The organism is Variovorax sp. J22R115, from assembly GCF_030317005.1.
GTDB lineage: Bacteria > Pseudomonadota > Gammaproteobacteria > Burkholderiales > Burkholderiaceae_C > Variovorax.
In genome coordinates, this window is the sequence record NZ_JASZYM010000029.1 from 1 (window position 1) to 19,350 (window position 19,350).

General features: G+C 65.4%; 17 protein-coding genes. 7 read left to right on the forward strand and 10 right to left on the reverse strand.

The window, feature by feature from the left end:
- Positions 1 to 109: 109 nt before the first annotated feature.
- Positions 110 to 1,036, reverse strand: coding sequence for a LysR family transcriptional regulator (locus QTI04_RS31875; protein WP_286602734.1), 927 nt, complete (start codon positions 1,034 to 1,036; stop codon positions 110 to 112).
- A 96-nt stretch (positions 1,037 to 1,132) separates the two neighbouring features.
- Here QTI04_RS31875 and QTI04_RS31880 point away from each other — a divergent pair, with 96 nt between their 5' ends.
- Genes QTI04_RS31880 through QTI04_RS31895 form a run of 4 tightly spaced genes read left to right on the forward strand, consistent with a single transcriptional unit; the run spans position 1,133 to position 5,466 of the window.
- Positions 1,133 to 2,104 carry a tripartite tricarboxylate transporter substrate binding protein gene (locus tag QTI04_RS31880; RefSeq protein ID WP_286619237.1) on the forward strand — a complete coding sequence of 324 codons (972 nt, stop codon included), beginning with the start codon at positions 1,133 to 1,135 and terminating at the stop codon, positions 2,102 to 2,104.
- 2 nt (positions 2,105 to 2,106) lie between these two features.
- Positions 2,107 to 3,720 carry a gamma-glutamyltransferase family protein gene (locus QTI04_RS31885; protein ID WP_286619238.1) on the forward strand — a complete coding sequence of 538 codons (1,614 nt, stop codon included), beginning with the start codon at positions 2,107 to 2,109 and terminating at the stop codon, positions 3,718 to 3,720.
- Between the two features lie 8 nt (positions 3,721 to 3,728).
- On the forward strand, positions 3,729 to 4,649 hold the full coding sequence (locus QTI04_RS31890; protein WP_286619239.1) for a DMT family transporter: 921 nt from the start codon (positions 3,729 to 3,731) through the stop codon (positions 4,647 to 4,649).
- 16 nt (positions 4,650 to 4,665) lie between these two features.
- Complete coding sequence (locus QTI04_RS31895; protein WP_286619240.1) at positions 4,666 to 5,466, forward strand: SDR family oxidoreductase; 801 nt, start codon at positions 4,666 to 4,668, stop codon at positions 5,464 to 5,466.
- Positions 5,467 to 5,491: 25 nt separating this feature from the next.
- Here QTI04_RS31895 and QTI04_RS31900 read toward each other — a convergent pair whose 3' ends face one another.
- On the reverse strand, positions 5,492 to 6,391 hold the full coding sequence (locus tag QTI04_RS31900; protein WP_286619241.1) for a DMT family transporter: 900 nt from the start codon (positions 6,389 to 6,391) through the stop codon (positions 5,492 to 5,494).
- Positions 6,392 to 6,518: 127 nt separating this feature from the next.
- Between QTI04_RS31900 and QTI04_RS31905 the strand changes: the two genes are divergently transcribed.
- On the forward strand, positions 6,519 to 7,499 hold the full coding sequence (locus tag QTI04_RS31905) for a quinone oxidoreductase (RefSeq protein ID WP_286602725.1): 981 nt from the start codon (positions 6,519 to 6,521) through the stop codon (positions 7,497 to 7,499).
- Between the two features lie 119 nt (positions 7,500 to 7,618).
- Here QTI04_RS31905 and QTI04_RS31910 read toward each other — a convergent pair whose 3' ends face one another.
- The 4 genes from QTI04_RS31910 to QTI04_RS31925 all read right to left on the reverse strand — a co-directional run bounded on the left by QTI04_RS31910 (position 7,619) and on the right by QTI04_RS31925 (position 13,819).
- Entirely contained in the window at positions 7,619 to 9,277 is a 1,659-nt protein-coding gene (locus tag QTI04_RS31910; RefSeq protein ID WP_286602723.1) for a Na/Pi cotransporter family protein, read from the reverse strand.
- Between the two features lie 55 nt (positions 9,278 to 9,332).
- Positions 9,333 to 9,830, reverse strand: coding sequence for a signal peptidase II (gene lspA / locus QTI04_RS31915; protein WP_286602721.1), 498 nt, complete (start codon positions 9,828 to 9,830; stop codon positions 9,333 to 9,335).
- A complete protein-coding gene (ileS, locus tag QTI04_RS31920; RefSeq protein WP_286619243.1) occupies positions 9,830 to 12,673 on the reverse strand; it encodes an isoleucine--tRNA ligase in 2,844 nt (947 codons plus the stop codon). The genes lspA and ileS overlap by 1 nt, the downstream gene beginning before the upstream one ends.
- Positions 12,674 to 12,781: 108 nt before the next feature.
- A complete protein-coding gene (locus QTI04_RS31925; RefSeq protein ID WP_286619244.1) occupies positions 12,782 to 13,819 on the reverse strand; it encodes a bifunctional riboflavin kinase/FAD synthetase in 1,038 nt (345 codons plus the stop codon).
- 164 nt (positions 13,820 to 13,983) lie between these two features.
- On the opposite strand from QTI04_RS31925, the gene QTI04_RS31930 reads away from it, so the two are divergent.
- Positions 13,984 to 14,541, forward strand: coding sequence for an HNH endonuclease (locus QTI04_RS31930; RefSeq protein WP_286602718.1), 558 nt, complete (start codon positions 13,984 to 13,986; stop codon positions 14,539 to 14,541).
- Positions 14,542 to 14,551: 10 nt separating this feature from the next.
- Here the strand turns inward: QTI04_RS31930 and QTI04_RS31935 are convergent, their stop codons facing one another.
- From QTI04_RS31935 to QTI04_RS31945, 3 genes are all read right to left on the reverse strand, one after another.
- Positions 14,552 to 15,931: an alpha/beta fold hydrolase gene (locus tag QTI04_RS31935; protein ID WP_286619246.1), complete on the reverse strand. Its 1,380-nt coding sequence runs from the start codon at positions 15,929 to 15,931 to the stop codon at positions 14,552 to 14,554.
- Positions 15,932 to 16,014: 83 nt separating this feature from the next.
- Positions 16,015 to 17,130 (reverse strand): acyl-CoA dehydrogenase family protein, encoded by a 1,116-nt coding sequence (locus QTI04_RS31940; protein ID WP_286619247.1) that lies wholly within the window; start codon positions 17,128 to 17,130, stop codon positions 16,015 to 16,017.
- Between the two features lie 24 nt (positions 17,131 to 17,154).
- Positions 17,155 to 18,336: an acyl-CoA dehydrogenase family protein gene (locus QTI04_RS31945; protein ID WP_286602714.1), complete on the reverse strand. Its 1,182-nt coding sequence runs from the start codon at positions 18,334 to 18,336 to the stop codon at positions 17,155 to 17,157.
- Between the two features lie 143 nt (positions 18,337 to 18,479).
- Here QTI04_RS31945 and purN point away from each other — a divergent pair, with 143 nt between their 5' ends.
- Positions 18,480 to 19,064 (forward strand): phosphoribosylglycinamide formyltransferase, encoded by a 585-nt coding sequence (gene purN / locus QTI04_RS31950; RefSeq protein WP_286619265.1) that lies wholly within the window; start codon positions 18,480 to 18,482, stop codon positions 19,062 to 19,064.
- 22 nt (positions 19,065 to 19,086) lie between these two features.
- On the opposite strand, the gene QTI04_RS31955 is transcribed toward purN, so the two are convergent.
- Positions 19,087 to 19,323, reverse strand: coding sequence for a DUF1653 domain-containing protein (locus tag QTI04_RS31955; RefSeq protein ID WP_286619248.1), 237 nt, complete (start codon positions 19,321 to 19,323; stop codon positions 19,087 to 19,089).
- Between the last annotated feature and the right edge of the window lie 27 nt (positions 19,324 to 19,350).

Here is a 19,350-nt window from a genome sequence, read left to right on the forward strand (position 1 = left end):
GGGAGTCCCCAGATTCTCCTGACCTCAACTTCTCGAACCGCCCGGTGCGGACCCGCACGCCGGGTGGTGTGGGAGGGGTCCGGTCTTCGTTGACCGGCCCCTATCCCGATCAGGGCCTGGAGATGCGGGGCGGCTTCATGTGCTGCCGGGCCATGGCGAGGAACGCCATCGCCGCGGGATTGAGTGGGTGCTTCGCCAGCCGCACGGCGACGACCGGGTATTCCAATGTGGGGCGCGTCACCGCTACCGCGCGCAGGTTTCCGGGCATCAGCACCTCCACATAGCGCGGCAGCAGCGCCACGCCCGCGCCCGACTGGATGAGCCCGAAGGCTGTCGACAGCATCGACACATGGTGCACTACGCGCGGGTACACATTGGCCACGCTGGAAAGCTGTCGGCTGACGGACCGCCAGATGTTGGCGTCAGGATTGACGTGGATGAAGGGCAGGCTGTCCAGGTGCCTGGCGTCGATCACCACCCGCTGCGCCAGCGGATGATCGTCACGCACGAAGAGGCTCATGCGCTCGGTGAAGAGCGGCTCCGTGGCGAGTTCGGAATGCTTCTGCCCGATGTCCGACCCGAAGCCCAGGTCGGCCTCCTGCGAGAGGATTCGCGAAATCATCTGCTCGGCCGTGCTGTCGAGGAGTTCGGTCGCCAGCGAGGGGTGCTGTTGCGAAAATCGGCTCAGCAATGGCGGCAGCAGCGCGCCCGCCGTGAGATGGCCAACCGCCAGCACCACGCGCCCCTCCCGAAGCTGCGACTGGGACCGGCAGGCCTCGACCGATTCATCGATCAGCCGGAGCGCACGCATGGCCGTGTCGACCATCATCTCGCCGGCGTTGGTCATGCGGATGCGGCGGCCGCGCACGACCAGGGGCTGGCCGAGTTCGAGTTCCATGCGCTTGATCAGATGGCTGATCGCGGGCTGCGTGAGCTGCAGGCTCTCCGCCGCCAGGGTGAAGCTGCCCGATTCGGCGACAGCCGCGAGGGCCCGTAGCTGCTGCAGGGAGATCTCTTCAGCGCCGGTCTTTGGCATAAGAAATGCTCATAATTCGATAAGCCGGATTATCTGGCTTGATACAGGGGCCCTGCATAGCATTCGTACTCCTCCACAGGGACAAAATCCAGCACCATGAAACGAATCCAGTTCCTTCAGGCCGTCGCAGCCATGCTCTGCGTGGCCGGAACCTCCGCCAGCTTGGCGCAAAGCTATCCAACCAAGCCGATCCGCCTCATCGTGCCTTTCCCGGCTGGTGGCGCGACGGACCTGTTTGCGCGCACGCTGTCGCAGAAGATGGGCGAGAAGCTCGGCACCACGCTGGTTATCGACAACAAGCCCGGCGCCGGCGGCGCGATCGGCTCCGATATGGCGGCCAAGGCTGCGCCCGACGGCTACACACTGCTGCTGGCCACCACGAGCACGCACTCGATCGGCCCTTGGATCAATCCCAAGCTGCCTTACGACACGGTGCGTGACTTCACGCCGATCGCCCACGTCGGCGACGCGCCCAGCATCATGCTGGTGCCCAACAGCTCGCCGGCCAAGACGGTGCGCGAATGGATCGACTACGCGAAGAAAAACCCCGGGAAGCTCAACTACGCATCGAGCGGCAACGGCACCATCGTCCAACTCACGGCGGAGCTCTTCAAGTCCCAGGCCGGCATCTTCGTCACGCACATTCCGTACAAGGGCACGGCGCTCGCGATTCCCGATCTGATCAGCGGCAAGGTCGATGTGCTGTTCGACTCGCTTCCCACCGGCATGCCGCACGTGCGTGACGGCCGGCTGCGCGCATTGGGCGTGACCTCGCTCAAGCGCAGCCCGCTGGCGCCCGAGCTGCCGCCGATCGCCGACACGCTTCCGGGCTTCGAATCCAACACGTGGTTCGGCCTCTACGGTCCCAAGGGCCTGCCGGCCGAGATGGTGACGCGCATCAACACGGCGGCCAACCAGGCGCTCGCCGATCCGGAAGTGCGCGACAAGCTCGCGCGGCTGGGCATCTCGCCCACGACGAGCACCCCGGCGCAATTCGCGAGCATGGTGGCCGAAGACGCTGCCAAGTGGAAAAAGATCATCACCGAACGAAAAATCACTGGGGACTGAGCATGAAGTTCGATTACGCAAACCCCTACACGTCGACCCGCATTCCGGTCTTCGCGCGCAACGTCGTTTCGACCTCGCATCCGCAGGCCGCGCAGGCGGGCCTTCGCATCCTGTACCAAGGTGGCAATGCCGTCGATGCCGCGATCGCGACGGCGGCCGCCATGACGGTGCTCGAACCGGTCAGCAACGGCCTGGGTAGCGATGCCTTCTGCATCCTGTGGGACGGCAAGAAGCTGCACGGACTGAACGGCTCAGGCTCCGCGCCGCAGTCCTGGACGCCTGATTACTTCAGCCGCAAGTACGGCGCAGATGCGCGGACGCCGCCGCAGCGCGGCATCGATTCGGTCACCGTGCCCGGCGCCGTCGGCACCTGGGTCGCGATGTCCGAGCGCTTCGGCAAGCTGCCCTTCGAGAACCTCATGGCGCCGGCCATCGAGATCGCCGAGCGCGGGTACCTGATGCCGCCGGTGGTGCAGCAGAAGTGGGCCGCGGCCACGCCCCTCCTGCAATCGCAGCCGGGCTTTGCGCAGAGCTTCCTGCCGTGGGGACGTGCGCCCGAGGTCGGTGAACTCTTCCGCTTCCAGGCCGCGGCGCGTGCGCTCAAGGCCATCGCCGCGACCAAGGGCGATGCGTTCTACGGCGGCGAGATCGCGGAGGCACTGGAGAAGTTCTCCAACGCAAACGGCGGCAGCCTCAAGGTGCGCGACCTCGCCAACTGGAAGCCCGAATGGGTCGAGCCGATCGCGCAGAACTACCGCGGCCACACGCTGCACGAGATCCCGCCGAATGGCCAGGGCATTGCCGCGCTGATCGCGCTGGGCATCCTCGAGCACTTCGACATCGGCTCGATCCCGGTCGACTCGGTTGCCTCGCAGCATCTGCAGATCGAGGCCATGAAGCTCGCGTTTGCCGACACCTACCGCTATGTGTCCGACCCATCGTCGATGGAGGTGACGCCCCTGCAAATGCTCGATGGCGCGTACCTCGCATCGCGTGCCAAACTCATCGATGTGAACAAGGCGCAGGACTTCAAGGCGGGCAACCCGGTCAAGGGCGGAACCATCTATCTCACCGCGGCCGACGAGAGCGGCATGATGGTGAGCTTCATCCAAAGCAACTACATGGGATTCGGCTCGGGCTGCGTGGAGCCCGACTTCGGCATCAGCCTGCAGAACCGAGGCCACGGCTTCAGCCTCGACGCCAAGAGCCCGAACGTGGTGGCACCTGGCAAGCGCCCCTTCCACACCATCATCCCGGCCTTCCTCACGAAGGACGGTGCGCCGGTGATGAGCTTCGGCGTGATGGGCGGCAACATGCAGCCGCAAGGCCACATGCAGACGCTGGTGCGCATGCTGGACTACAAGCAGAACCCGCAGGCCGCGTGCGATGCGCCGCGCTGGCGCTTCAACTCGGGCCTCGAGATCAACGTCGAGGCGGCCATGGATCCGAACACGGTCCAGGGCCTGACCGAACTCGGCCACAAGGTCGATGTCATCAACGACTCTTACCAGGACTTCGGTGCGGGCCAGTTCATCTGGCGCGCGGGCGATCCGGCGGTCGAGGGCTACGTGGCCGCGAGCGACGCGCGCCGCGACGGCCTTGCCGCCGGGTTCTGATTCTCTCGATGCAACTTCAGGCCACGTCGGAGCATTCCGCTCACAAGAATCTCGCGCCTGGCCTCATCCTTGCGACGCTGGGCGCCATCGCGTTCAGCGGCAAGGCGATCATCGTCAAGCTGGCCTACCGCTACGGCGTGGACGCGGTCACGCTCATCATGCTGCGCATGTTGTTCGCGTTGCCGCTGTTCGCGCTGATGGCCTGGTGGGCCGGGCGCGGCAAGCCGCCGCTCACGCGGCGCGACTGGATCGGCGTCTTCGGCCTGGGGTTCTCGGGCTACTACCTGTCGAGCTTTCTCGATTTTGCCGGGCTGGCCTACATCACGGCCAGTCTGGAGCGGCTCATCCTGTATCTCAACCCGACGCTGGTGCTGTTGTTCGGCTGGATCGTCTATCGCCGGCGCATCACCCGCTGGCAGTTCGTGGGCATGAGCATCAGCTATGCGGGCGTGCTGCTGGTGTTCGGCCACGAAGTGCAGCTCGGCCAGAGCGCAGCCGCCGCGTGGGGCGCACTGCTGGTGTTCCTGAGCGCTGTGAGCTATGCCATCTATCTCGTCGCAAGCGGCGAGTTCGTCAAGCGGCTGGGTTCGCTGCGCCTCGTGGGATTGGCGACCAGCGTGGCCTGCGTACTTTGCATCGTGCAGTTCATGCTGCTGCGGCCGATGAGCGCAGCCTTCGATGTGGCGCCGCAGGTGATCTGGCTGTCGATCCTCAACGCCACGGTGTGTACCGCGGTGCCCGTCCTTGCCGTCATGATGGCGATCGAACGCATCGGGCCCGCGATGGCAGCCCAAACGGGTATGGTCGGGCCGATCTCGACCATCCTGATGGGTGTGGTGATCCTCGGCGAGCCCTTCACCGCGTGGATCGCGGCCGGGACGGCGCTGGTGATCGCCGGCATCTTCGTATTCACACGCATGGGGCGCTGAGCCCGAAGGAAAGAACATGGATTTTGGAATTGCAGGAAAGTCCGCGCTGGTGTGCGGCGCGAGCAAGGGCCTGGGTTACGGCTGCGCGGAAGCGCTGGTGCGCGAGGGCGTGAACGTGGTGATCGTCGCGCGCGGCGCCGAAGCGTTGGAATCGGCGGCCAAGACCTTGCAGGCCGTGGCGGCCGGTGTGAGCGGCGCCAAGCCTTTCGTGAAGCACCTGGCGGCCGACATCACAACGCCCGAAGGCCGCGCCGCCGCCTTCGCGCTCCACAAGGATTTCGACATCGTGGTCACCAACGCCGGCGGACCGCCCCCCGGCGACTTCCGTGAATGGGACCGCGAAGCATGGATCAAGGCCGTCGATGCGAACATGCTCACGCCGATCGAACTCATCAAGGCCACCGTCGATGGCATGGCCGCGCGCGGATTCGGCCGCATCGTCAACATCACGTCCAGCTCGGTGAAGGCGCCGATCGGCATCCTGGGCCTGAGCAACGGCGCACGCAGCGGCTTGACCGGCTTCGTTGCCGGCGTGGCCCGCTCGGACATTGCCGGCAAGGGCGTCACGATCAACAACCTGCTTCCGGGCTCCTTCGATACCGACCGGCTCAAGGGCACGATGGCCGGCGCTGCCAAAAAGTCGGGACAGGACATCGACACCGTCCGGGCCGCTCGCGAGAAGAGCATTCCCGCGGGCCGCTTCGGCACGCCGTCCGAGTTCGGCGCGATCTGCGCCTTCCTCTGCAGCGTGCAGGCGGGGTACCTCACGGGGCAGAACGTGCTGGCCGACGGTGGAGCCTATCCGGGGACGTACTGACGTGACGGGTGGAGGGTGACTTGCGTCATTGCCGCGAGGACACCCAGATCCCGCCCACGATCAGCACGAAGGCCGCACCGTGATACCAGTGCGGCAATTCGCCCAGGAAGGCCGCTGACAGCAGGGCCGCGAACAAGGGAGTGAGGTTGGTGAAGAAGCCGGCCGTCTGCGGGCCCGCCCGCTGCACCCCCGCTCCCCAGCACCGATAGGCCAGGAGAGCAGGCCCGAGCGTGATGAAGACAAGCGCCGCCGCCAGCGGCCAGCCCCAGTCCGCGTGCGCATCCGCCAGCGCCCACTCGCCTGCGGCGAACAGGCTGGACCATGCCAGCCCGAACACCATCTGTGCCATGAGCAGCGAGGCCCAGTCGCGTCGCACCTCGGATGGCTCATGGGTCCGCGACAGCATCCAGCTATAGAACGCCCACGAGATGGTCGCGAGCATCATGTAGAGATCGCCGGCCACCAGCCGCAGCGAGAGCAATTGCCTCCACTCGCCGCGGCTGAGCACCAGCAGCACACCGATCATCGAGAGCGCGGCACCTGCCATTGCGCGCCTCGTCACCTTCGCGCCGAAGAACAAGGAACCCGTCGCCAGCATCCACAGCGGCATGCTGGAGCCGACGAGCGTGACGTTGATCGGTGTCGAGGTCTGCAGCGCCAGGTACTGGAAGGCGTTGTAGCAGCCGATGCCAAGGAGTCCGAGCACGGCGAATCGCTTCCAGTGCATCCACAACGGACTCTCGCGGCGCAGCACGGACACCGCGAAGGGAAGCAGCACGATGAAGGCCAGCAGCCAGCGGATGAAGTTCAGCGACATGGGCGACGCGAGTTCGCGCACCACGCGGCCGACGACCGCATTGCCGGCCCACAGCAGGGGAGGCACCGTGAGAAGAAGGGCGGTGCCCGGAGTAAGACGCTGCTGCATGGGGCTGGACTTTAACGGGCCGCGAGCCGTATTCGGGGGTGCGAGCCTTGGATTCAAGTCCGTGGCAGCATAGGCGCCTCGTTTCGATCCAGCCGAATCGCACATTCAACAAAAGGAGCCACGATTCATGAGCAAAGCCGTCCGCATCGACCGCCATGGCGGTCCCGAGGAACTGAAGATCGTCGACGTCGAAGTCGGAGATCCCGGACCCGGCGAAATCCGCATTCGCCATAAGGCGGTGGGTCTCAACTTCATCGATACCTACCAGCGCAGCGGGCTGTACCCGTTCCCCATGCCGCTGCAACTCGGCATGGAAGCCTCCGGCGTCATCGAGGCGGTGGGCGAGGGGGTCTCTCACCTCAAGGTCGGCGACCGCGCGGCCTATGCCAGCCAGCCACCCGGCGCGTACAGCGAACTGCGCGTGATGCCGGCCAAGTGCGTCTGCAAACTGCCCGACGCGATCTCGTTCGAGACCGGCGCGGCCATGATGCTCAAGGGCCTGACCGCGCAGTACCTGCTGAAGAAGACCTTGCCGGCCGAAGGCCTGCAGCCCGGTGATTTCATCCTGTTTCATGCCGCTGCGGGCGGCGTGGGGCTGATCGCATGCCAATGGGCCAAGGCGCTGGGGCTGCAGTTGATCGGCACCGCGGGCACCGATGCCAAGTGCAAGATCGCGCTGGACCATGGCGCTGCGCACGCCATCAACTACAGCACCGAGAACTTCGCCGAGCGCGTCAAGGAAATCACCGGCGGCAAGGGCGTGAAGGTGGCCTACGACTCGGTGGGCAAGGACACCTTCGAAGGCTCGCTGGCCTGCCTGCGGCCCTTCGGTCTGCTCGCGGTCTTCGGCAACGGATCGGGGCCGGTGGCGGCCTTCAACCTGGGCACCTTGGCCAAGGGTTCGTACTACGTGACCCGGCCCACCCTGTTCTCGCATATCTCGAACCGCGAGAGCACACAGGCAATGGCCGACGACCTGTTCGCGGTGGTCGAGAGCGGCGCGGTAAAGATCCCGATCGACCAGCGCTATGCACTGGAAGACGTCCAACAAGCGCACCGCGATCTCGAAGCACGCAAGACCACCGGCTGCACCATCCTGACCTTGTAGCAGCACCTTACGGCGCCCCCTTCCAGAAATACCGCGGAACCGGCTATGCCGGGCCGCCGGTATTGCCCCCGGCAGGGGGAAGGCGAAGCGACACGAAGTGCGCGCAGCCTGGGGGCGAGCTAGTGAAGCGCGCCCAGGCGCGATTCGCGCATCCGGGTCGGTGCGAGCGCGCCGGCCGACTCGAGGATCGGATAGGCGATCGAGCAGATGTGCGAGTTGATGCGCTTGAGCTCGCTGATCAGATCGATGTGCAGCGAACTCGTCTCGATGCTCAGTGTGGTCTGGTCCGACAGGCGCCCGAGGTGGGTCGTGGCGTAGGCCCGCTCCAGGTCGCGGAAGCGCGCCTTTTCTTCCAGCAGCTTCTGCGCATCACGCACGTTGCCGTTGAGGAACACGCTCATGCTCAGCCGCAGGTTCGCGACCAGCCGCTCGTGCAGTTCGACGATCTCTCTCATGCCGGCCTCGGAAAAGTTGCGTTGCGGCTTGATCTTCTTGTCCTCGATGTCGATGATCACCCGCTCGATGATGTCGCCGATCTGCTCCATGTTGATGGTGAAGCTGATGATGTCGGTCCAGCGGCGGCTCTCTTCCTCGCCGAGGGCCTCGCGCGAGATCTTGGTCAGGTAGTACTTGATGGCGGAGTACAGCTCGTCGACCATGTCATCGAGATTGCGCAGTTCCTGCGCGAGCCGAAGGTCGTTGTTCCGGATCACGTTGAGCATGCCGATCAGCATCGTCTCGACCACGTCTGCCTGGTGAAGTGCCTCGCGCGCGGCATTCGAGATGGCGAGCGTGGGCGTCGACAGTGCCGAAGGGTCCAGGTGCTGCGGCCGTCGCGTCGCCGCGGGCTCTTCAGGCTCCGGCAGCAGTTTCGTGACCAGCCGGGCCACCGAATTGGTGAGGCCGATGAAGCCGACGCTCACGATCACGTTGAAGGCGAGGTGATAGAGCACGACCAGGTGCGTGGCGTCCGAGATGAAGGGTTTGACCTCGCGCAGCCACAGGCCGACGAAGGGCGCCGCGATGGCCACGCCGAGCAGCTTGAAGACGAGGTTGCCCAAGGTCACCTGACGCACCGCAACGGTTGACTTGGCTGTGGTCAGCACCGCGAGCAGGCCGCTGCCGAGGTTGGCGCCGAGCACCAGGCCCAGCGCCACGTCGAGCGGCACCACGTTGGAACTCGCCATGGCGGCGACCAGAAGCACGACGGCAAGACTGGAGTAGGCCAGGATGGCGAGCCCGGCGCCGATGGTGATCTCGAGCAACACGTCGCTGTTGATCGAACCGAGCACCGCACGCATCGCCGGGCTGTCGAACAGCGGGCCGGTGGCCTCGACCACGAGTTGGAGCGCGAGAAGCATCAGGCCGAGGCCGATCAGGACGCGGCCAACACGGCCGGCCGCGCTGGATGGCCGCGTGATGAACAGCACGACGCCCACGAAGATGAAGAGCGGCGACAGCCATGAAAGATCCGCCGAGAACAGCACCGACATCAGCGCGGTGCCGATGTCCGCGCCGCGCATGACCGCGAGCGCCGCCGGCAGGGTCACCAGGCCCTGGCCGACGAACGATGAAGTCATCAGCGAGGTCGCCGTGCTCGATTGCACCAGCGCCGTCACGCCGATGCCCGACAGGGCCGCCGTGAAGCGGTTGCGCATGCTGTGCACGAGGATCTTGCGCAGGTTCGCGCCGAAGACGCGCAAGACGCCGGTGCGAACGAGATGGGTACCCCACACCAGCAGCGCGATGGCTGCCAGCAGATTCAACAAGTGCTTCATGGATGACAGGCACTATAGAGCACCTGTGCCTCCCGCCGGCCTGGTTGATGCGGTCCTACTTGCCTCTTTTGACTCGTCTCAGTTCGTCGAGGATCAGGCAGATCGCACCGACCGTGATCGCGCTGTCGGCCACGTTGAAGGCCGGGAAGTGACGGCCGGCCAGATGGAAGTCGAGGAAGTCCACCACGTAGCCATGCATCATCCGGTCGATGACGTTGCCGATGGCGCCGCCGAGGATGGCAGCCATCGAGAAGCAAAACAGCTTTTGCCCCGCATGGGACCTGAGCATCCAGATGATGAAGATCGCCGCTGCGATGCCGATGGCCATGAAGAACCAGCGCTGCCATCCCGCCGCATCGGCAAGAAATGAGAAGGCCGCACCGGTGTTGTGGGCCCGCACGACGTTGAAGAAGCTCGTGACGTAGGTCGCGTCGCCGAGCTTGTAGTAGCCGAGGATCAGGGTCTTGGTGAACTGATCGACGATGACGATGACGAGCGCAAGGCCCAGCCAGGGCCAGATACCGAGGCCCGAGGCGGAGGAACGGCGGGCCATCAGGCGACAGTCCTTGCTTCGCCCGCACCGTAGAGGTTGCTGGTGCACCGGCCGCAGATGGCCGGATGCGCCGGGTCATGCCCCACGTCGTCGCGCCAGTGCCAGCAGCGTTCGCACTTCGTCGCGGTGCTTGCCTTCACGGTCGCGGACAGCGCCTCGCCGGCGACCAGTTCGACTGCCGACGTGATGAAGACGAACTTGAGATCGTCACCCAGCGATGCGAGGAGCGCGTGCTCTTCGGCGGGAGCGCTGAGAGTCACGTTGGCCTGCAGCGACGAGCCGACCTGGCCGGCCGTGCGCACGGTCTCGATCTCCTTGTTGACCGCGTCGCGGATCTCGCGGATGCGCGTCCACTTGCCGAGCAGCGCTTCATCGGGCGAGCCGAGATCGCTGTAGGTCTGGACGAAGATCGACTGGCCGTCGCCGCAGAACTTCCAGGCCTCTTCGGCCGTGAAGCTCAGGAAAGGCGCCATCCAGCGCAGCATCGCTTGCGTGATGTGCCAGAGCGCCGTCTGGGCGCTGCGGCGTGCGTGCGAGCCGGGCGCGGTCGTGTAGAGCCGGTCTTTCAGCACGTCGAGGTAGAAGGCTCCGAGGTCTTCCGAGCAATACACCTGCAGCTTGGCCACCACCGGGTGGAATTCGTAGACCTTGTAATGCGCGAGCACCTCGGCCTGGAATTGCGCGGCGCGGCTCAGCGCGTAGCGGTCGATCTCGAGCAATTGGTCGATTGGGACCACATCCTTGGCGACGTCGAAATCGCTGGTGTTGGCGAGCAGGAAGCGCAGCGTGTTGCGGATGCGGCGGTAGGCGTCCACCACCCGCGCCAAGATCTTGTCGTCACCGGCGATATCGCCCGAGTAGTCGCTTGCGGCCACCCACAGGCGGGTGATCTCGGCGCCGAGCTTCTTGTTCACATCCTGCGGGTCGATGCCGTTGCCGAGCGACTTGCTCATCTTGCGGCCCTGGCTGTCCACCGTGAAGCCGTGCGTGAGCAGCCCGCGGTAGGGCGCGCGGCCTTCGAGCGCGGAGGCGATCAGCAGCGACGAATGGAACCATCCGCGATGCTGGTCGTGGCCTTCGAGGTAGAGGTCGGCCTCGGGTCCGGTCTCGTGGTGCACGTTGGGGTGGGTACCGCGCAGCACGTGGAAGAAGGTCGAGCCGGAGTCGAACCACACTTCGAGGATGTCGGTGCTCTTCGTGTAGCGCGGCGCGTCTTCGGCGCCGAGGATTTCTTCGGCGGTCACGCGGCTCCAGGCCTCGATGCCGCCCTTCTCGACGATGTCGGCGGCCTGGTCGAGGATTTCCATCGTGCGCGGATGCAGTTCGCCCGAGTCCTTGTGCAGGAAGAAGGGGATCGGCACGCCCCAGCTGCGCTGGCGGCTGATGCACCAGTCGGGCCGGTTGGCGATCATGTCGTGCAGGCGTGCCTTGCCATTCTCCGGATAGAAGCTCGTCTGCTCGATGGCTTGCAGCGCGGTCTGGCGCAGGGTCTGGGGCGCCTTGTCCTTGGTGAACACGCCTTCGCCCTCGTCCATGCGGATGAACCACTGCGCCGCGGCACGGTAGATCACCGGCGTCTTGTGGCGCCAGCAGTGCGGGTAGCTGTGGGTGATCGCCTCGGTCGTCATCAGCCGCCCGGCATCGCGCAGCGCCTGGATGATGACCGGCACGGCCTTCCAGATGTTCTGCCCGCCGAAGAGTGGGAAGTCGGGCGCATACGAGCCGTTGCCCTGCACCGGGTTCAGGATGTCGTCGTAGGCCACGCCGTGCGCCACACAAGAGTTGAAGTCGTCCACGCCGTAGGCGGGCGAGGAGTGGACCAGGCCGGTGCCGTCGTCGGCGGTTGCGTAGTCGGCCAGGTAGATGGGCGACAGGCGACGGTAGCCGGCATCGACGTCGTACAGCGGGTGCTCGAACTCGAGGCCGCCCAGCTTCTCGCCCTTGACCGTGGCGAGCACCTTGCCGTCGAGCGCATAGCGGTTCATGCACATCTCGACCAGCGAGGCAGCCAGCACCAGGAGGCCGCGCTCGGTATCAACCAGCGCGTAGTCGAGCTCGGGGTTCAGGTTGATCGCCTGGTTGGCGGGGATGGTCCACGCGGTGGTGGTCCAGATGACGGCGAAGGCGTCCTTGGTCAAGGCGGGCAGGCCGAAGGCGGCTGCGAGCTTCGCAGGGTCGTGTGCCTTGAAGGCGACGTCGAGGGTCTGCGACTTCTTGTCGGCGTACTCGATCTCGAATTCGGCGAGCGAGGAACCGCAGTCGAAACACCAGTACACCGGCTTCAGGCCGCGGTAGACGAAGCCGCGCTCGATCACGCGCTTGAAAGCGCGGATCTCGCCGGCTTCATTGGCGAAGTCCATCGTCTTGTAAGGGTGGTCCCATTCGCCCAGAACCCCGAGGCGCTGGAAGTCGCTCATCTGCTGGGCGATCTGCTCGGTCGCGTAGGCGCGGCTCTTGGCCTGCATCTCGTCGCGGCTGAGGTTGCGGCCGTACTTCTTTTCGATCGCGTTCTCGATCGGCAGGCCGTGGCAGTCCCAGCCGGGCACGTAGAGCGCGTCGTAGCCTTCGAGCTGGCGCGCCTTGGTGATCATGTCCTTCAGGATCTTGTTGACGGCATGGCCCATGTGGATCTGCCCGTTGGCATAGGGCGGGCCGTCGTGCAGGATGAACTTGGGCGCGCCGTGGCGCGCGTCGCGAAGGCGATGGTAGAGGCCTTCGTCGTTCCACTCCTTGACCCAGCCCGGCTCGCGCTTGGGCAGATCGCCCCGCATCGGGAAGGGGGTGTCGGGCAGGTTCAGCGTGGCGCGGTAGTCGGTACCGCTGTCAGTCTTGTTGTCGGCCATGGAAGGTTCCAGAAATCTGCGCTGCCTTGCAACGCTCGAGGGATCGTGGGGCGTGCGGCCCTTGCAGGCAAGGTGCGGCCGGACGCGGCGGAAAGCGAAGGTTCCGCTCTAAATTCGGTCGCGCGTGGTCTGGCGATGGGTCTCGGCGTGGGTGGAGGCAAAGAATGCACGCGCGTCGCGGCCATCCTTCGCGATGCCCGCAGTCAGGGCCTCGAGGCTGGTGTAGCGCAATTCGTCGTGCAGTTTGTGCAGCAGTTCCACGCGAACGATTTTACCGTAGGCCCCTTCGGCGCCGAGGTGGGCGGGCCAATCGAGGCAGTGGGTCTCCAGCAGCACCCGGCCGGCATTGACGTCGTTGGCGTCGAGCGAAGGCCGTACACCCAGGTTGGCGACCCCATGCAGCGGGGCTTCGGTCAAGCCATGCACGAGCACCGCGAAGATGCCGCTCGCGGCGGGTTTCCAGTGCTTGAAGCGCAGGTTGAGCGTGCGAAAGCCGTCGTTCTGACCGGGAGACGAGGCACCCAGCGCGCGGCCGAGCTTGCGCCCGTGCACCACGTGGCCGGAGATGGCATACGGCCTGCCCAGGAGAGCGTGCACGTCGCTCATACGCCCTTCGGCCAACGCCTCGCGCACGGCGGAGCTGGACACGCGCAGGCCGTGGACCTCGTAGCTGTTCATCCGCGCCACGTCGAATCCGTGCTCGTCGCCCGCGCGGTCGAGCATCGCGTAGTCGCCGGCGCGCTTGGCACCGAAACGGAAGTCGTCGCCGACCAGCACGTAGCGCGCGCCGAGCCCTTCGATCAGCACGTGCTGGATGAATTCATCGGGCGTTTGAGATGCCAGCCGGGCGTCGAAAGGCAGCACGATGGTCTGCGCGACGCCGCCTGCTGCGAGTTCGGTGAGTTTGTCGCGAAGCGTGCCAATGCGGGCCGGCGCCAGCTCCGGGCGCTTGGTGAGGGCCGCGAAGTAGTCGCGGGGATGCGGCTCGAAGGTCAGCACGCAACTGGGCAGGCCGCGCAAGCGCGCCTCGGTGTTGAGCAGGCCCAGCATGGCCTGGTGGCCGCGGTGCACTCCGTCGAAGTTGCCAATGGTCAGGGCGCAGGCCGGAGCCACGCCCGGATGCCGAAATCCCCTAAAGACCTGCATGGGTTGGTATCTTTTTGATAGCACTTCGCGCCCACGGAATGGGCACATCAGGGCGTTTTGTCATAAAGCCGGTATATTGTGACGCAGTGCGTCAGATGCAAGCTTCTGAAGCGAGCATCATGTCCTGGTCTTTCCGTGGTTCTCTTTTCCCGAGGAGGCGTGTGGTGAAGGTCTTGAAGCTGTCGGCCCAAGGGCTGCCCCAATCGTGGATTTCGCTCGAACAAGCGGTGATCCACTATGCCTCCGACGAGGTTCGCTGGGAGGTGGGCGCGCAGGTCGCGGTGTTCAGGGGTGGGCACAACGCCGTCACCGGCCAGCAGTCGCAGATTGCCATCAACAGCATCATCGGCACCAAGGGCGTTCCGCGCATCAACCCCTTCACGCAGCGGCCCGGGCTCACCAACAGCAAGCTGTTCGCGCGCGACCGCAATGTCTGCGCCTATTGCGGCGGCCATTTCCACGAGGAAGAGCTGACGCGTGAACACATCATCCCGTTTGCGCAAAAGGGCATCGACACCTGGATGAACGTGGTCACTGCTTGCCGACCCTGCAATCACCGCAAGAGCAGCCGCACTCCCGAGCAGGCCGGCATGCCCTTGCTGTACGCGCCCTACGTGCCCAGCCTGTGGGAGGACTTCATCTTGCGTAACCGCCGGATCCTGGCGGACCAGATGGAGTTCCTGATGGCGCACCTCCCGCAGAGTTCGCGGCTGCACGGGTAGCAGGCGCAGATCAGTAGGTCAGTTCCAGCACGCTGACGTCGCCTTGCGCGGCGGGCCAGACCTGGCCGGTCACGCGCTCCCCATTGAATTCGGACGCCACGGCGCGGGGCGCGTCGCTCGGCAGCTTGACCTTCGAACTCGACACGCCCGATCCCTTCGGAGGGACGCCCGGCAGGGCGGCCTGGCCGTCGAAGCGCATGGTGTCGCGCTCGGCGTCGAAGTAGCCGCGCGGCCGGGTAAGGATGACCAGCGCGCGGGCGTCGCGGTCCGCCTCGGGTATTCGCTCGGGCCGAAGCTGGATCACGCTGCTGGAGCGCGGGAAGGGGCTGCGATAGATGTGCGTGGTGGCGTAGCCGGGCGCACCGAGGACGAATTCGTAGGATGTGTTCGGTTGAGCCGTGAACGGTCCCCACCGACCGTCCTGCGCAATGGTCTGCTCCCATGCCGGCGGGCCGCGCCGCGCGCCGGTGGTGGTATCGACGGCGAAGACCACCAGGCGGCCTCCGGTCAGAGGCAGGTTGTTGACGAATGCGCCGCTGGCCGGATCGCGCGAATCGAGCCCGAGGCCGGTGACCTTGCCCGACAAGACAACTTGCGCTTCGGGGGCCGGTTGAAGCGTGCGCGGCGCTTCGCCCGTCAGGAAGCGCCAGGTGGCATCGAAGGCTGCCGGTGAGAACGAGGTCTCGCGGTGATCGACGCGCGGCAGCACGACGTTGGTCGCACCCTTCAGCGCCGGCCCGTCGAAGCCGATGTTTGTCGCTGTGCCCTTGGCGCCGATCCAGATGCCGTCGGGCTGTGCGTACTTGTCGTTGTTGTCCGAACGCAGCGTCAGCCACTTCACGCCGGGCGTGACCTCGTCTCCATTGCCGTTCTTGGGCGCATTGAGTTGCTGCATGAACGGGCTCAGCCCGGAGAACTCGTTGCGTTCTTGCCGGCCCTTCACCGCCCAGATGCCGTGCGCCGGGTTTCCGCCCAGCACCACGTGGCTGACAACCTGATCGCCGCCGCCGTTTTGTACGTAGTTCCGGATGGTGTTGCCGCCGCGTGAATTGCCGACGAGGATGACCTTGTTCGCGCCGGTCGTCTTTAGCGCTCGGTCAACTTCCGCCTTCAGGAAGGCCATCGATTCCGCGGTCGAACTGCGTCCCGGCTGGACGACGGTGTCATCGTCGCGCGCCAGGGGAAATGGCTGGTCGACTGCGATGAGCTTGTCGCGCGGCCAGCCGTTGGATTCGAAGCGCCAGATCGTCGTCTGCCACAGCGCTGCCGAGTCACCGTTGCCATGCATGAACACGATGGGCGGACGCTCCTGGTTCACAGGCGTAGTGGTGCAGGCTGCGAGCAAGGTGCTGGCGAAGCCCGCGGCGATGAGATGGCGGCGAGTGTGCATGGCAAATTCCGTTCCAAGAAAAACGCCCGCCAGCTTGAAGCCGGCGGGCGCTGCGTGCCATCGGAAGCGACGGCAGGTCGATGTCAGGCGAAGACCCCTGCGGTGTCCTGCATGCGCGCCGACACCTCGCCCAGGTGGTGCAGGGTGTCGCCGAAGGTCATCTCCAGCTGCGTCAGCTTCTTGAAGTAGTGGCTCACGATGTACTCGTCGGTCACGCCGATGCCGCCGTGCAACTGCACAGCCTGCTGGCCGACGAAGCGCATCGACACGCCCAGTTGGTATTTCGCGCGAGCCAGCGCCTGGCGACGCTCGGCGGCCGGCGCGTTGAGCTTCAGGCTCGCGTAGTAGCTCATCGAACGGGCGAGTTCGAGCTGCATCTTCATGTCGGCGACGCGATGGCGCAGCGCCTGAAAGGTGGCGATGGCCACGCCGAACTGCTTGCGCGTGTTCATGTACTCGACGGTGATCGCGAGCGTCTTGTCCATCACGCCGACGGCTTCGGCACAGGTTGCGGCGATGCCGATATCGACAGCATGCTCGAGGGCCGGCAGGCCATCGAGGGTGATGAGCGTGGCGGCGGCCTTGTCGAAAACGACCTCGGCCGCCCGACTGCCGTCCTGGGTGCCGTAGCCTCGTGCGGCGACGCCGTCGGCAGCGCGCTCCACGAGGAAGAGGGCCACCTTCCCGTCGACCTGCGCGGGAACGATAAAGGCATCGGCCTCGTCACCGGCGGGCACGAGGCTCTTGGTGCCGTTCAGCGTCCAGCCGTTGCCGGCCTTGGCCGCCCGGGCCTCGCACACGTCAAGTCGGTAGCGCGCCACGCGCTCCTGGTAGGCGAGCACCACCATCGCCTGTCCGCCGGCGATGCGCGGCAGCCAGTTGTCCTTGGTGTCCTCGTCGGCATGGCCGGCGAGGACCGCGCCCGCGATGAAGGATTGCGCGAGCGGCTCGAGCACGATGCCGCGGCCGAGTTCTTCCATCACGACCATGCCTTCGACCGGGCCCATGCCCAGGCCCCCTTCATCCTCAGGGATGTACAGGCCGCCCAGGCCCAGCTCGGCCAGTTCGTCCCACGCTTCACGGGAGAAGCCGCCTGCCGCCTCGGTGGCCTGCCGGCGCTCGAAGCTGTAGCCCTTTTCGACCCACTTGGCGACCGCGTCGCGAAGTTGTTGCTGGTCGTCGCTGAAATTGAAGTCCATTGCTTGATCCTTGTTTGCCTGCGCTCAGCCGAAGACCGTCTGGGCGACGATGTTGCGTTGGACTTCATTGCTGCCGCCGTAGATGGTGGTCTTGCGCATGTTGAAGTAGCTCGACGACAGCGGGGCCAGTTGCGGATGCCCGCCCGGGAAGTCGCCCTGCCAGCCGGCTTCCATCGCCTCGCGGACCAGGGGCAGCGAGTAGGGGCCGCCGGCGAGCATCATGAGTTCGGAATAGCGCTGCTGGATTTCGCTGCCCTTGATCTTGAGAAGACCGGCGATGTCGAGCGAGTTCTTGCCCGTAGTGGCGGCGGAGAGCACGCGCAGGACCAGCATTTCGAGCGCGACGACGTCGACCTCGAGCTTCGCGATCTCGTCGCGGAAGCGCTGGTCTTCCCAGACGCCTTCGCTCTTTGCGAGGCGCTTGAGGCGCTCCAGCTCGCGCTTCGCGCGGTTCACGTCGGCGATGTTGGTGCGCTCGTGCGAGAGCAGGTGCTTGGCGTAGGTCCAGCCCTTGTTCTCTTCGCCGATGAGGTTTTCGGCCGGCACTTCGACGTTGTCGAACCAGACTTCGTTGACTTCGTGGCCGCCGTCGAGGAGTTTGATCGGGCGCACGGTGACGCCGGGCGACTTCATGTCGATCAGCAGGAAGCTGATGCCGGTCTGCGGCTTGCCTTCACTGCTGGTGCGCACCAGGCAGAAGATCCATTCGCCGTACTGCCCGAGCGTGGTCCAGGTCTTCTGGCCATTGACGATGTACTTGTCCCCCTTGCGCTCGGCCTTGGTCTTGACCGAGGCGAGGTCGGAACCGGAGCCCGGCTCGCTGTAGCCCTGGCTCCACCAGACTTCGCCGCTCGCGATGCCGGGGAGGAATCGCTTGTGCTGCTCGGGGTTGCCGTAGGCCATGATGACCGGCGCGACCATCACGGGGCCGAAGGGAATGATGCGAGGCGCGCCGGCGAGGGCGGCTTCCTCCTCGAACAGGTGCTTCTCGACGGCGGTCCAGCCCGGGCCGCCGAATTCCTTGGGCCAGCCGTAGCCCAGCCAGCCCTTCTTGCCAAGGATCTTGGCCCAGCGCTGAAGATCGTCGCGCGTGAGTTCGAGGGCGTTGTGCACCTTGTGGGAAATCTCTGCGGGAAGGTTCTCTTTGACCCAGGCGCGAATCTCTTCGCGGAACTTCTGTTCTTCGGGCGTGAAGCTCAAATCCATGCGTGCCTCGCTGTGTTGATCGACCGCCGCGGGCGCGGCGCATCTTCGGAACCGGCATTTTTAGCACGGTCGTGCTAGTTCAAGGTGTCCGCGCCGCGACAAACCGGACCTCGGGGAAACGAGCACAGATAATCCCGCGTCCCATGAAAAACATTGTGATCCTGATCTCCGGCAGCGGCTCGAACATGGCTGCCATCGTTCGGGCTGCCGAGAAAGAGCGATGGGCTGCGCGCTTCGGTGCGCGCGTCGCGGCGGTCATCAGCAACAAGGCGGACGCGCAGGGGCTGGCGATCGCACGCGAGCACGGCATCGCGACCGCCGTGGTTTCGCACAAGGACTACTCGACGCGGGAAGACTTCGATACGGCGCTGGCCAAAGCGATCGATGTGCATTCGCCGACGCTGGTGGTGCTCGCGGGGTTCATGCGCATCCTGACACCCGCTTTCGTGACGCGCTACGAGCGCCGGCTCCTCAATATTCATCCTTCGCTCCTGCCCGCCTTCCCCGGGCTTCACACGCATCGCCGGGCCATCGAGGCGGGTTGCCGTGTGGCAGGCGTGACCGTGCATGAGGTTACGGTTGAACTCGACCACGGGCCGATCCTGGCCCAAGCCGCGGTCCCCGTCATGACCGATGACACCGAAGAAAGTCTCGCGGCGCGAGTTCTGGCACAGGAGCATAGGGTTTACCCGCAAGCCATTGCTGCATGGCTTTTGGAAACAAACTGACACAATCTGCGCTTCGATATCTTTAGTCGAGTTTGACGAAGCGCAATTGTGACGAGCCCCCCACCTCCACGGTCTCCCCGAACATCGCGGAGGGTCTTACCCACAAGCCGCGTTGGCCGTACAGCGCTCGGTACAGCGTCATCGGCTCAAGCGTTTCGCTGTGGCGCACCGTGCCGAGCACTTCGTACTCGCCGCCCTTGTAGTGCCGGTAGCGGCCGGGCGGCGTTTCGATCGGGGGCGGGAGGTCGTTGTCTGTCACGTGGGTGTTTCCTTCAATTGGGTGAAA

Excerpts from the sequence above, each read along its gene's own strand:
- QTI04_RS31875 (WP_286602734.1), bottom strand. The coding sequence starts at position 1,036 with ATGCCAAAGACCGGCGCTGAAGAGATCTCCCTGCAGCAGCTACGGGCC.
- QTI04_RS31880 (WP_286619237.1), top strand. The coding sequence starts at position 1,133 with ATGAAACGAATCCAGTTCCTTCAGGCCGTCGCAGCCATGCTCTGCGTG.
- QTI04_RS31885 (WP_286619238.1), top strand. The coding sequence starts at position 2,107 with ATGAAGTTCGATTACGCAAACCCCTACACGTCGACCCGCATTCCGGTC.
- QTI04_RS31890 (WP_286619239.1), top strand. The coding sequence starts at position 3,729 with ATGCAACTTCAGGCCACGTCGGAGCATTCCGCTCACAAGAATCTCGCG.
- QTI04_RS31895 (WP_286619240.1), top strand. The coding sequence starts at position 4,666 with ATGGATTTTGGAATTGCAGGAAAGTCCGCGCTGGTGTGCGGCGCGAGC.
- QTI04_RS31900 (WP_286619241.1), bottom strand. The coding sequence starts at position 6,391 with ATGCAGCAGCGTCTTACTCCGGGCACCGCCCTTCTTCTCACGGTGCCT.
- QTI04_RS31905 (WP_286602725.1), top strand. The coding sequence starts at position 6,519 with ATGAGCAAAGCCGTCCGCATCGACCGCCATGGCGGTCCCGAGGAACTG.
- QTI04_RS31910 (WP_286602723.1), bottom strand. The coding sequence starts at position 9,277 with ATGAAGCACTTGTTGAATCTGCTGGCAGCCATCGCGCTGCTGGTGTGG.
- lspA (WP_286602721.1), bottom strand. The coding sequence starts at position 9,830 with ATGGCCCGCCGTTCCTCCGCCTCGGGCCTCGGTATCTGGCCCTGGCTG.
- ileS (WP_286619243.1), bottom strand. The coding sequence starts at position 12,673 with ATGGCCGACAACAAGACTGACAGCGGTACCGACTACCGCGCCACGCTG.
- QTI04_RS31925 (WP_286619244.1), bottom strand. The coding sequence starts at position 13,819 with ATGCAGGTCTTTAGGGGATTTCGGCATCCGGGCGTGGCTCCGGCCTGC.
- QTI04_RS31935 (WP_286619246.1), bottom strand. The coding sequence starts at position 15,931 with ATGCACACTCGCCGCCATCTCATCGCCGCGGGCTTCGCCAGCACCTTG.
- QTI04_RS31940 (WP_286619247.1), bottom strand. The coding sequence starts at position 17,130 with ATGGACTTCAATTTCAGCGACGACCAGCAACAACTTCGCGACGCGGTC.
- QTI04_RS31945 (WP_286602714.1), bottom strand. The coding sequence starts at position 18,336 with ATGGATTTGAGCTTCACGCCCGAAGAACAGAAGTTCCGCGAAGAGATT.
- purN (WP_286619265.1), top strand. The coding sequence starts at position 18,480 with ATGAAAAACATTGTGATCCTGATCTCCGGCAGCGGCTCGAACATGGCT.